Below are 12,708 nucleotides of genomic sequence, written 5' to 3'. Positions count from 1 at the left end.
AATACCCCTCCCCTTTTATTTCTCTTTTATCTATATCCTGTACGTACAAGATAAGTATATTCCTGTACGTACAGGAAAGCAAGCGTTTTTTTGAAAACGCTCACAATAACTTTTTTTATACAACAAAAAGTGTACTCCAGTTTTTAATGTGAAAATTTAGTAAAGTGTCATTAGTAATGATTCATGTGAGTTTTATTACTATCTATCATTCCAAAAATACAACATTCCATTAATATCCCATTGAGTAACAAAAAAAGCCCGATTTCCCATTTTCATTGAGGAACCGAGCTTTGTTTTATGAAAAACTTTCTTCTGTATAAAAATCAATCACCATACATCCTGCACCTTGAGCAACGATATTGTAAGCTGTAGTTGATTTAACGATTTGAATTGGACTATTTGGGTATAGTTGCATTCTAGTTCTAGCAATATCAGAAGCAATATCAAAAAATAATGGTTTTGGTACTAATGTACCCCCACAAATGACAATATCTGGTCTAAGTAGAAAAATAAGATTGGCAAGGCCTATTCCAAAATAGTAAGCTGCTTCCTTTATCACTTCTAAACATAATTGGTCTTCTTGTTCTAATGCTTCTAGAATTTGGTGCAAACTAATATCTTCTATATTTTTAACCCATTCTTGAAGATATGAGGTCTCTCCACGCTTTATACGTTTAATTACCTCTTCACGAATGGCTGGTAAACTACTATAAGCTTGCAGACATCCATAAGAGCCGCATGAGCAACGTTGTCCATGGACGTCAATGATCATATGACCAAATGCATCATCCATTTCATTCTTATGACTAAGTAATCTTCCTTGTTGAACAACACCACATCGTATACTCATATCACTTGAAACAAACATAATATTATCTGTTTCCTTACCATACTTTAATCGAAATTCAGCTAATGCAGCTAAATTTGTTCCATTGTTAATGAAGACTGGACAATGATTCGCATTTTCTAGGTACTTTATGATATTTAAATCTTCCCATCCGCCAGCAATAAATGAGTCTGAATTTATGATTGTGCCTTTTTCTGAGTCGATTGGATCGAGTAGCCCAATTCCAATTCCCAGTAATTTTTCTTTACTTATATTCTTTTGTCTTAGTAATTGATCAACACAGTTCGTTACAAAATGTAATGTAAACTCGCCAGTACTTTCCTGATCCATTTTTAGTTTTTTGGTTTCTATTATATTTAAATGTAAATCTAACAGTAAGACAGTTGTAAATAAGTTTGTAATCTCTACGCCAATAATATAGTTCGACGTAGGATTTATTACGTACATTACTGGCTTTCGTCCACCACTTGATACACCTAACCCATTGTCTATAATCAGTCCGGCCTGTACTAATTCGTCTAACAACCTCACACAAGTTGTATGTTTATAACCAGTTAGCTCTGTTAATGAGCTTACTTTTATTGGTCCTAGTTTTCGAATTAAGCTATATAAAAGCTTTAAACTTTTTAATTTTGGCGAATGTACTCCTACGAATTGCCTTAGCATAATTTTCCTCCAAAGCTTTTTCATTATCAATATCTTACCCGATTTATTCTGCAAGCAACACTTACATCTAATCGACTTTTTTTATTTTATGAAATAAGTATAGCGATTTTTTTCTTTTGATAATAGTATTATTTCTCAACAAGGTTAACTTTTTACCAAAATGGTATTTAGTCCATTTACAATTAGAATAAAATCATTTAGACTAATATTGAAAGAAATCATATAGTACTCGTTTCTTTCACCATACTTTTTACATTAAATTGATAAATAAAAATTATTAACTCATTCAAGGAGGAAATAAAAATGCATAAAACAGAACATATTCTAGAAACAAAAGAATTTATCTTAAACAAAACTAACTACCGCCCAACAGTTGGGTTAATCTTAGGCTCAGGATTAGGAACACTTGCAGATGAAATTGAAAATTCAGTAACAATTCCTTATAGTGAAATACCACACTTCGCTAAATCTGAGGCTGTCGGACATGCTAATGAATTAGTAATCGGAGAATTAAAAGGACAAGCTGTAGTCGCAATGAAAGGCCGTTTCCATTATTATGAAGGCTTTACCTTAGATGAAGTAACGTTCCCAGTACGTGTTATGAAAGCGCTTGGAGTTGAAAAACTAATTGTGACAAATGCATGTGGAGCAGTAAACACAAGCTTTAATCCTGGTGATTTAATGTTAATTACTGACCATATTAATCTAGTTGGAAACAATCCATTGATTGGACCAAACAATCCTGAACTAGGTACTCGTTTCCCAGATGTATCAGAAGTTTATAATAAAGAACTACGTGCACTTGCATCAAAAGTTGCTGAAAAACAAGACGTTCAGTTACAACAAGGTGTTTACGCATGGTGGAGTGGCCCTTCATATGAAACGCCTGCTGAAATCCGTATGATCCGTACGTTAGGTGCTGATGCTGTTGGTATGTCAACAGTACCAGAAGCAATCGTTGCTGTTCACAGTAGTATGAAAGTTCTTGGTATCTCTTGCCTAACAAATATGGCATGTGGCATTCTAGATCAACCCCTAAACCATGAAGAAGTAATTGAAGTTGCGAGCATGGTACGCACGAAATTTGTAGGCCTTGTAAAAGGTATCTTAGAAGAAATTAATTAATAAAAGTGGAAGTAAAGAGGGTCTATACCCTCTTTACTTTTTTAATTCGTAAATGAGGTGTCATATTGAAAGGAATATTGTATATCATTATTGGCTCTGCATGTTATGGTGTTTTGTCTACATTTGTGAAACTAGCATATGATGATGGATTTATTGTAAATGATGTTGTGGGGATTCAAATGTTTATTGGAGCTGTTTTATTATGGTCTATTGTAGTGATAAATAAGATATTTAATAAGAAGTCAGAGGCTCAGACATTTTTAAAGCCTTCTAAAAAAGATATATTGTTATTAACTGTATTAGGGTCAACTACTGGATTAACAGGAATGTTTTATTATCTGTCTCTTCAATATATCTCAGCCTCATTCGCAATCGTATTACTTTTTCAATTTACTTGGATCGGCGTTTTATTAGAAGCTCTACTTAACCGAAAATTTCCCGAGAAAGGAAAGGTAATCTCACTAATTCCATTAATAATCGGAACTCTTTTTGCAACAAATGTTTTTTCGACCGGTATCCAGCAATTACACTTGCTAGGCTTATTTTTTGGTTTGTTATCTGCAATTTCATATTCTATATTCGTTCTTTTAAGTGGAAGAGTTGCATTACAAACGAACCCTGTTACAAAAACTGCTCTTATGATTACCGGTGGTTTTATTATATGTGCCCTTTTTCTTCCTCCTAACTTTTTTAGCGACGGAAAATTATTTATTGAAATTACTTTAAAATATGGCATCATTCTTGGATTTTTAGGTCCCTTCTTTTCTACATTTATGTTTTCAAAAGGAGTACCATTAACGGGTTCTGGCTTAGCATCTATTTTAGGAGCAGCAGAACTTCCAACCGCTGTTTTGATGTCAGCACTTGTGTTAAAAGAATCAATTGGTACTGCACAATATATAGGCGTATTCTTAATATTGGCTGGTATTGCCCTTCCAGAATTATTAAAGAAAAAATCATATCAGACACCTTAAAAGACACTTCCTTTGGGAGTGTTTTTTTGTAGACAAAGTACAAAAATTAGATCATCAGACAGCTTGAAAACGTTTGTCGAGCAGGCTGCACTTCCATTCCGAGTGTTTTTATTTTTGTTAAGTAATAAATTTTAGCCGCACGTTTTAATTTTTTTAGTATATTTCTATCATTTTCCCAAATAATATCTTTGTTACAGTCTTAACGGAGGTGTTTTAAAATGAAAGTCAGAGACGTTATGTCAAGCAATGTAGAAAGCTGCTCTAACCAAGATTCATTACAAGCAGTGGCGAGCAAAATGGAATCTTTAAATGTAGGTGCAATACCAGTTGTCGAGAACGGTCAAGTAGTTGGTATGATTACAGACCGAGACTTGGCACTAAGAGGTATTGGACACAATGGAAATGGACATGCATCCCAAGTTATGTCTAATAATATCGTAACAATTGATGCAGATGCTAATCTTCAAGAAGCTTCTAGCTTAATGGCCCAACACCAAATTAGAAGATTACCTGTTGTTGAAAACGGAAATCTTGTGGGCATGCTTTCTCTAGGGGACTTAGCCGTTCAAGATCAATCAGATGAAAGTGCTGGAGAAGCTTTATCACAAATTTCTCAAAATGATGTGCAATAAGTTCAGTTGAAAAAGCAAAAGGAACCGTAGTATGACTACTGCCGGTTCCTTTTGTATTGATTATTTATTCATTTGTGCAAGAAAGTCACCAAGAAGATCATCCAAATCTTCTTCTTTCTCATTTTTATAAGCTGTCTGCTCTATCTCCTGTTTACTATCCCAAGTAAAGTCTTCTAAGTCAGTACTTCGAACATCTTTTATTTCATCCAATAAATTATCACCTGTGCTTGTCTCCCAGTCTAATTCAGCAGCTGCTATTTCATCATTCTGTTCATAACTATATGTCGAGCCACTATTTAGTGAGGTTAGCAATGATACAGTTCTGATTGGATCTGATAATAGTTGATAGACGATACTTCCTAATAATGCTTCAGACTGTTCGTGCTTCAACCAGTCTCTTTGAGCTTTATTTAAGCGATTTGGAAGTGGGATTGTTATTGTCTCCTTTTGTATCGAAATTTCATCATTCACTCCTCTCAAAGTGAACTCGGCAATTTTACTCGAGAAATTTCGTCTTTCACTTTCCTTTAAGCTTTGTAAATGTTTCAAAATGTGATTAGGTGTATCAGAAGGGATACGAAATGTAATGGGTTGTCCTCTCGTTAATTCTTTTTCCTTCTTCATAAATTCACCTTACTTTGACTTTGCCATTTTATGTTCTTCACTCTGCTTTTCCCTCTGATTTCTTCTTGAAAAATCAGCTATTAGCTTGTAATAGGCATTAACCATCATCCAAATACTTTCTTTTTCATCTTCAAAGAAATCAATCTGATAGCCATCGAGGTTATTATTTAACGCGACTAAATAATCTTTTAAAATAATTGATCCCCCGCCAATAAAATAGCAAATTTCGGTTTGAGAGTTCCTCTGCCACATATTTCGTAAATGACGGTATTGTTTTTTTGCTAATTCTAATAGAATTCGGTCAACAATATCATGAACACTTGTCCTACTTCCCTTCACCATAATATGGTTTCGGTCACTTTTCTTCGTTATGATTTCGACAACATCTCTTCTACTATCTAACTCTATGCCATATTTTGAACGTATTTCTTCACGAATCTGCTCAAGAGATTCTGAAACACCTAGGTTAAAACCTTGTGCTTTATCATCATCTACTTTCCTATTTTTTATGACTGCGATATCAGTTGATAGTCCTCCGATATCTTGAATGAGGATTCTCTTATCAATTAGTTCTTTATTAATAATATTTAAATGCTGGTCCATTACTAAATTAATATAAGCAGCAAATCCTTCAGGATAGATTTTCACTTCTTCAAACTTGATATTAATTTTCAACCCTTGGTACTTAGGTGTTACTAGGAACTCAACTTGATGGACAGAGCTTAGTAAACGGGAACGATATGCAACGTCCTTTCCTTCCTTCACTTCTCTTAATGGAAGACCAGTCCCTAATGTATAGGTAGCTTCAATTACTTGATTTGACCGTTTAAAATTTTGTTTATTCTCATCTCTAGCAGCATCTAATGCTAGTGCTGCGAATAACATGATTAAAGTTTGATCTTCTTCTGATTTATTACTCCCAGGATCTAGCTCAGTCGCATTATTACTTTTTGTTGCTAAGTATCCAACACGATAAATAGAATTATTCTCTTTTAGAGTTGGTGAATGTACTCGAATATGTATACCATCGTTTGGATCTTGATTGTTCAATTCCTCTACTCCTATAATTGGGCGATCTTCAATATCTCTCGCAACAATATTAGGAATATTGATTTCATGTTCCATCTTACCGAATATGCCTTTAAGTGAATCATTCCCTACATCAATTGCAGCAATACGAGCGTTTACCAAATAAATCATCCCTTTCATTATCTTTTTCACAGATAATTATTTTAATTCTGACTAAAAGGTTATCTGAGTTTATTTTAAGGGTCAATCATACTCTCTTAACTAACATGAAAATGTAAACTAGACGATTTATTTGTCATCTTGTATACAAAACCGTAAACTCATTTAAATGTAAGGATGTATATAAATTTGTATACTTGTAAACATGCACACGTTTATGTGTACAATTGTCTACAATCTGTAAACATGTTTACAAAAATGCATACATGTTTACAAAAACGTATACAAAGAATATTAGTCTATTGAAAAGTACTTCTTAATCGTTGGTATTTATTAATACTTAGTTGATTACAACTCCAGGTCGCCCCTTTCCTTTGGACTTAGCTTATGCCTCCTGGAAAAAAGAAGGCATGCTAAGACCACGACGTCCTGTCGTAACTCATGCCTGCCACACATCATGTGGGCCTTCTACGGGATTTTTAGCATTCCCTCATCTCCTAAAGGAGTCGAGTCTCGCACCTTCCGTTATTAACTTCTGTACTTTATGAACCCAACTTTAAAAGCATTTACTTTAGAAAAAAGCACTTAGTTTCATTTTGTAATTTTTTACTTTTCTAGAAAAGTTTTTGTTCTTTTCTCTTTAAACTATTATAATAGTAATTACGATTGTACTTTTTACGTACAATTGTTAATAGATAATTTAATACAAATCCATAAGTAATTTACTTATGGTAGAGGTCGCAAACTCCCCTCTACAAAAAAATAAGGCGAAAAACAATATTTGTCGTATTGTTTTTATTTTTGTTATTCGGGATGCCCTCTTCTTTTTAAACATGTAAAGGAGAGAAGAAATATGAAAAATGAAAAAGCAATCGTTGTATTTAGCGGTGGCCAGGATAGTACGACTTGTTTATTTTGGGCAATGCAACAATTCAAGGAAGTTGAGGCTGTTACATTTAACTATAATCAACGTCATAAATTAGAGTTAGATGTCGCTGCAGATATTTGCAAGGAATTAAACATTCCCCACCATATACTTGATATGTCTTTATTAAATCAACTTGCTCCAAATGCTCTAACAAGATCAGATATCGATATTACTCATGAAGAAGGCGAATTACCTTCGACATTTGTTGATGGTCGTAATCTTTTATTCTTGTCTTTTGCAGCTGTTCTAGCAAAACAAAAAGGCGCAAGACACATCATCACAGGTGTTTGTGAGACTGACTTTAGCGGATATCCAGACTGCCGTGATATCTTTGTTAAGTCATTAAATGTAACGCTTAATCTATCTATGGATTATCCATTTGTTATCCATACACCACTTATGTGGATTGATAAAGCGGAGACATGGAAATTAGCTGATGACTTGAACGCATTTGAATTCGTTAGAAATAAAACATTAACTTGTTATAATGGCATTATTTCTGATGGTTGTGGTGAATGTCCTGCATGCGAGCTTCGCAAAGCTGGATTAGATCGTTATATAGAAATGAAAGGGGCCTCTAGCCATGTTTGATTTTCGCATAGTAGAGAGACTCCATAAAATAGATGAACATATAAAAAAAGAAGATTTAAAATACCATCATAAACGTGTACTTGTAAATAAAGAATTTACTTTTGATGCTGCACATCACTTACATTGCTATGAAGGAAAATGTAAAAACTTACACGGTCACACATATAAAGTTATTTTTGGTATTAGTGGTTTTGTCGATGATATAGGATTAGTGATTGATTTTGGTGATATTAAAGAGATTTGGAAAGAAAAAATCGAAATTTATTTAGATCATCGTTATTTAAATGAAATGCTTCCTCCAATGAATACAACGGCTGAAAACATGGTTGTTTGGATTTTTGAGCAAATGGAAAATGCATTAAAAGATGAAACGAATCCAGCACAAGATATTAGAGTAGAGTTTGTTCGTTTATATGAAACGCCTACAAGCTATGCAGAAGCTCGTAGGGAGTGGATGATGAATGAGTAAAATTCCTGTACTTGAAGTATTTGGCCCTACTGTACAAGGTGAAGGTATGGCAATTGGACAAAAAACAATGTTCATTCGTACAGCCGGATGTGATTATTCATGTAGCTGGTGTGACTCTTCATTCACTTGGGATGGAAGTGAGAAAGAGAATATTAATTGGATGACTGCTGAGGAAGTTTGGGATCGTTTAGTAGAGTTAGGTGGAGACACATTTTCTCATATTACGATTTCAGGCGGTAACCCTGCTCTGCTTCCTTCTCTAGGACCGATAGTTGACTTCCTAAAAGATAAGCAGATGACATTGGCTCTTGAAACACAAGGGAGCAAATGGCAAACATGGTTACCTTTAATAGACGAAGTAACGTTATCACCGAAACCACCAAGTAGTGGTATGAATACTGATTTTGATATATTAACAAGCATTATTCAACAACTTGAACATCATCCAAAAACTTGTTTAAAAGTAGTTATTTTTGATGAAAAAGATTTAGCATTTGCAGAAACTGTTCATCAAAAGTTTCCTCAAATTCCGTTTTTCCTTCAAGTAGGAAATAGCTGGTTACATGCAGATGATGAATCATTATTACAACACATGTTAAATCGTTATGAGTGGCTTATAGATGAAACAATGAAATCAAAAGTGTTTAAAAATGTAAAGGTTCTACCTCAATTACATGCATTTGTATGGGGAAATAAGAGAGGAGTTTAACAAAAATGGTAGGAAGATCAAAAGGTACACTAGAAGACGTATCATTACTAGGAAGCAATAATACTAAATATTTATTCGAATATGACCCAGGTATTTTAGAAACATTTGATAATACTCACCCTGACCGTGATTATTTCGTTAAGTTTAATTTCCCAGAATTTACTTCACTTTGCCCAAAAACTGGTCAACCTGATTTTGCAACAATTTATATTAGCTATATTCCAGAGCAAAAAATGGTAGAAAGTAAATCATTAAAACTTTATTTCTTTAGCTTCCGTAATCATGGTGATTTCCACGAAGATTGTATGAATATCATTATGGATGACTTAATTAAACTAATGGACCCTCGATATATCGAAGTTTGGGGCAAGTTCACACCTCGTGGTGGAATCTCAATTGACCCTTATTGTAACTATGGTCGTCCTGGTACAAAATATGAAAAAATGGCTGAACATCGTATGATGAACCATGATTTATATCCTGAAAAGATTGATAATCGCTAATCAGATTCATCTCTTTCTTTATAAAACTAGAATAATAGTTTTGTTTTAAGTTTAGTAAAAAAGCTCATTTCTAAGAAGAAATGAGCTTTTTTTATATTAAGTTTAATTGGGGAGCAAATTTGATTAGTTTTTTATTACAATTGGGATAATGTAATGAAATCCTTCATACTCTGCCATTACGACCGCAGCACCTTCAGAAGCTGCTATGATATAATGATCATTTGAAACATATGCGACATCGGAATTTGACATTCTCCAAGCGACTTCCTCCGTAATATTTTTTATGGAACCATCGCTATATAATGCATTTATTATTACTTTCTTTTTCGTTCCTACTGATTCAACAACGAAGTCCGGTGTTGCAAGTATACCTATTACTCTAGCAACGTGTTTTTCGACTACTTCAACACTTATTTCCCTTGTCACTCCTAAATAGGTTACCGAAATTGTTGTTTTCCCAGGAGAATGAGCAACAACTCGTCCAGTATCAGAAATTGTTGCAATTGATTTATCTGCTACACTCCATTCTGCATTATCGGTTACGTCAAATATATTTCTCGGGCCAGATCCATATATTGCAGTTAAACTTACATGTGTAATTTCATTTGATTCTAAAACTAAATTTTCGTCACTTGTCTGGATTGTCGGTTTAAATGTTCTTACCCAAACTGCATCATTTAAGCCATTATGATAGCGGAAGTAGACATATGCTTCACCAGAACCTACTGCCGTAATCACTCCGTTTTGATCAACAGTAGCTACACTCTCATCTGTAGACTCCCATTTTCCTTCTTGATCGACTTCTACAACATTATCATTTGGATATTCGGCAAATGCCATGATATCTACAGGCTCATCTCCTGGCTGCATTAATAGGAAGCCTTGACTTAATCTGATTCCTACAACGCCCATTGGTCCACTCTTTTCAGTTACATTAACAGGAATTTCAATTTCAGGGAATCCATCTATTTTGGCAATCATGGTTGTTTTCCCAATATTTTTACCTATTATCTTTCCGTCTGAAACGACAGCAATTGTTGGATTCTTTGTTTTCCATTTTACTAATTCTTTAATTTCTCTTTGAGCACCATCATTATATTGCCCTGAAATTTGAAAAGGATAAAGCTTATCTTTCTGAACTTCAACATTGAATGTATTGACTAGTATTGACTCAAGTTTTAAATCCTGATCTGGCTGCTGATTCTCAGGTAGAATTGTTACATCAAGTATCTCTATACTTGTACCGTGATGTAATAGCACTTGGGTAGTACCTGGTGCAACTGCAGTTAGTGCTCCATTTTCTACTGTAACAATTTCCGGATCTAATGATGTACATCTTCCTAGTGAGGTAACATCCGCTCTTGAACCATCTTGATATTTTGCATCAACAGTGAACGAATGAGTACGTTCACTTAATTTAAATGTAATGTCCTTTTCACTTGGTTCTAAATCAATTATTCGGCTGATTGTTTTTTTATCTGATACAACAATTTCAAATCTTTCTGTGTAGTCCATACTATATACGGTAACTTTTGCTGTCCCAGTACCATTAGCGGTAATCAGACCATTCTTATCGATAGAAATAATATTTGGATTAGTAGAAGTATAGGTCGCATAAGAAGTTACATCCAATTCAGTCCCATCAGTATAATCTACTTTTACGTTTAATTGTTGTTGCTCGTTTACAATCATACTCGTTACATTAGGGGTAACGGTCAATTTTTTTGAAAGAGGAGGTGCTGAATCATTTGGTCCAGATACAATGACTGGAATATTAACTGTTTGTCGTTCATAAATAGCAGTTAATACAGCTGTCCCCTTCGAATAACTCTTAACTTTATCATAATCAACCATTGCTACAAAAGGATTACTAGACTGCCAATCTACAGAAGTAGTTACATCCTTTGTCGTCCCATCACTATATATTGCCTTAATTGAAACCTTCTCTTCTTCCTCGTCTTTTAATATGAAGTTAGATGGTGTAGCTGCTAAGCCAATTGGTCTTGGTACAGTTAATTTATTTGTAATGACGACATTCATTTCAACAGGTGGATGTAGCTCAGAACGATATGAAGCTCTAATTTTTGTTTTTCCTGTCTTACTTCCCGCAATGATTAAACCACTGTCAGTTACCGTCGCAATGCTAGCATCGTCACTAGTCCAAGTTGCCTTACTTTTTACATCCTCAGAGTTACCATCATTAAATACTTCATTTAATGTAGCCTCGAATGATGCATGAGGTAAAATTTCAATATTAGGTGTATCTGTTACAAGTTCTTTTGGCTTAACAACGTTGACACGCACAGCATCTACAAATTTATCATATTTAAAATAAATATATGCTTCTCCTACGCCAACTGGTGTAATGAGACCGCTACCATTTACAGTTGCGACATTAGAATTTGTCGTTTCCCATTTTCCAATAGATGTTACATCTTTACCTTCATTTATTGTACTTTGAATATAAGCTTCCACTTGGACTGGCTGATCAGTTGCCTCTAATCTTAACTGTCCAGCAGATAGTAAAAGTGATTTCGTATCAACAAGTACCTCTTTAACAGAAACAAAAAAGTTAATCTCCGGAAATGTTTTATATTGAACATTTAAGGAAGCATCTCCAACAGAAATACCTTTTATTTCCCCATCAGACACTTTTACAATAGAAGTATCTCTCGATTTCCAAGTAGCTGACTTCGTTACATTTTTTACAGAACCATCACTATAAAGCGCTTTTAATTCGATGGATTTCTTTTCTCCTTTATTTACATAAGTAGTACGATAAGCTGATAACATTAATGTTACAATTTTTGGTCCTTTTGGAGGTTTCGGCTTTTCATTCTGTTCAGTTACCGAAACATCAATGCTTGATACAGTTGTTCCAAGCTTAAACTGTACTTGTGTAGTTCCTGTTGAAACAGCTTTTAATATTCCTTTTGTTACAGTTACAACGCTTTTATCGGCTGAGACCCATTGCCCCTCTTTTGAGACATCTTTTGTCGTACCATCTTCGTATTCTGCCTCAATTGCCAATTCATAGCTTTTTTCAGATATTGCAAACGCAACTGTCGATTCACTAGGTGTGATTTTGACAATTTTCTTATCTGACATTTTCTTCGTTTCTAACAATTTCGTTGACGCAAAAGCCAAATTACTAAATAGAGAGATAAATAGTGTAAAGATGACTGTTAATGTAAATACCCGATTAATACTCTGAATCCTCATCCGTTCTCCTCCTAATTTTGTTATATTAAACCAAGCCGATATTTAGGCTAGTTAATATCAAATTACTAGTACTTTAGAGAATTATCGATCTTACAAACAATTAGAATCAGCTTAAACTTTTTAATAAGTACATGATTGACAAGTTCAACGACTTAATATTATGAGTATTCAGAAATATTAACAATACAGGATTTTAGATTGTTATGATTTAATTAGTAGATGGATCGAGG

The 12,708-nt window shown here is 34.2% G+C and carries 11 protein-coding genes; 7 read left to right on the top strand and 4 right to left on the bottom strand.

The features are described 5' to 3' along the window. Positions 1-295 precede the first annotated feature (295 nt). Entirely contained in the window at positions 296-1,513 is a 1,218-nt protein-coding gene (locus tag ACX6U0_RS12995; protein WP_464960345.1) for an ROK family protein, read from the bottom strand. A gap of 303 nt (positions 1,514-1,816) precedes the next feature. Here ACX6U0_RS12995 and ACX6U0_RS12990 point away from each other — a divergent pair, with 303 nt between their 5' ends. The 3 genes from ACX6U0_RS12990 to ACX6U0_RS12980 all read left to right on the top strand — a co-directional run bounded on the left by ACX6U0_RS12990 (position 1,817) and on the right by ACX6U0_RS12980 (position 4,244). Beyond that, positions 1,817-2,638, top strand: coding sequence for a purine-nucleoside phosphorylase (locus ACX6U0_RS12990; protein WP_464960344.1), 822 nt, complete (start codon positions 1,817-1,819; stop codon positions 2,636-2,638). A gap of 65 nt (positions 2,639-2,703) precedes the next feature. After that, positions 2,704-3,612, top strand: coding sequence for an EamA family transporter (locus tag ACX6U0_RS12985; RefSeq protein WP_464960343.1), 909 nt, complete (start codon positions 2,704-2,706; stop codon positions 3,610-3,612). A gap of 218 nt (positions 3,613-3,830) precedes the next feature. Beyond that, entirely contained in the window at positions 3,831-4,244 is a 414-nt protein-coding gene (locus tag ACX6U0_RS12980; RefSeq protein ID WP_088001558.1) for a CBS domain-containing protein, read from the top strand. A 60-nt stretch (positions 4,245-4,304) separates the two neighbouring features. On the opposite strand, the gene ACX6U0_RS12975 is transcribed toward ACX6U0_RS12980, so the two are convergent. Further along, the gene (locus ACX6U0_RS12975) at positions 4,305-4,868 is read right to left on the bottom strand and encodes a hypothetical protein (protein WP_464960342.1); all 564 of its coding nucleotides are present in this window, start codon (positions 4,866-4,868) and stop codon (positions 4,305-4,307) included. A 9-nt stretch (positions 4,869-4,877) separates the two neighbouring features. After that, the gene (locus ACX6U0_RS12970) at positions 4,878-6,059 is read right to left on the bottom strand and encodes an Alp7A family actin-like protein (protein WP_464960341.1); all 1,182 of its coding nucleotides are present in this window, start codon (positions 6,057-6,059) and stop codon (positions 4,878-4,880) included. A gap of 850 nt (positions 6,060-6,909) precedes the next feature. On the opposite strand from ACX6U0_RS12970, the gene queC reads away from it, so the two are divergent. Genes queC through queF form a run of 4 tightly spaced genes read left to right on the top strand, consistent with a single transcriptional unit; the run spans position 6,910 to position 9,256 of the window. Further along, positions 6,910-7,575, top strand: coding sequence for a 7-cyano-7-deazaguanine synthase QueC (gene queC, locus ACX6U0_RS12965; RefSeq protein WP_464960340.1), 666 nt, complete (start codon positions 6,910-6,912; stop codon positions 7,573-7,575). After that, positions 7,568-8,044 carry a 6-carboxytetrahydropterin synthase QueD gene (queD, locus tag ACX6U0_RS12960; protein WP_464960339.1) on the top strand — a complete coding sequence of 159 codons (477 nt, stop codon included), beginning with the start codon at positions 7,568-7,570 and terminating at the stop codon, positions 8,042-8,044. The genes queC and queD overlap by 8 nt, the downstream gene beginning before the upstream one ends. Further along, entirely contained in the window at positions 8,037-8,753 is a 717-nt protein-coding gene (queE, locus tag ACX6U0_RS12955; protein WP_464960338.1) for a 7-carboxy-7-deazaguanine synthase QueE, read from the top strand. Before queD ends, queE begins: the two co-directional genes overlap by 8 nt. Positions 8,754-8,758: 5 nt before the next feature. After that, a complete protein-coding gene (gene queF / locus ACX6U0_RS12950) occupies positions 8,759-9,256 on the top strand; it encodes a preQ(1) synthase (protein ID WP_088001569.1) in 498 nt (165 codons plus the stop codon). Between the two features lie 123 nt (positions 9,257-9,379). Here queF and ACX6U0_RS12945 read toward each other — a convergent pair whose 3' ends face one another. Beyond that, positions 9,380-12,478 carry an Ig-like domain-containing protein gene (locus ACX6U0_RS12945; protein ID WP_464960337.1) on the bottom strand — a complete coding sequence of 1,033 codons (3,099 nt, stop codon included), beginning with the start codon at positions 12,476-12,478 and terminating at the stop codon, positions 9,380-9,382. Positions 12,479-12,708 lie beyond the last annotated feature (230 nt).

Source organism: Gottfriedia sp. ABJ_BB2_2 (assembly GCF_055484705.1).
The sequence above is the reverse complement of the archived record's forward strand: the minus strand, read 5'-3'. Positions and strand labels throughout refer to the sequence as shown.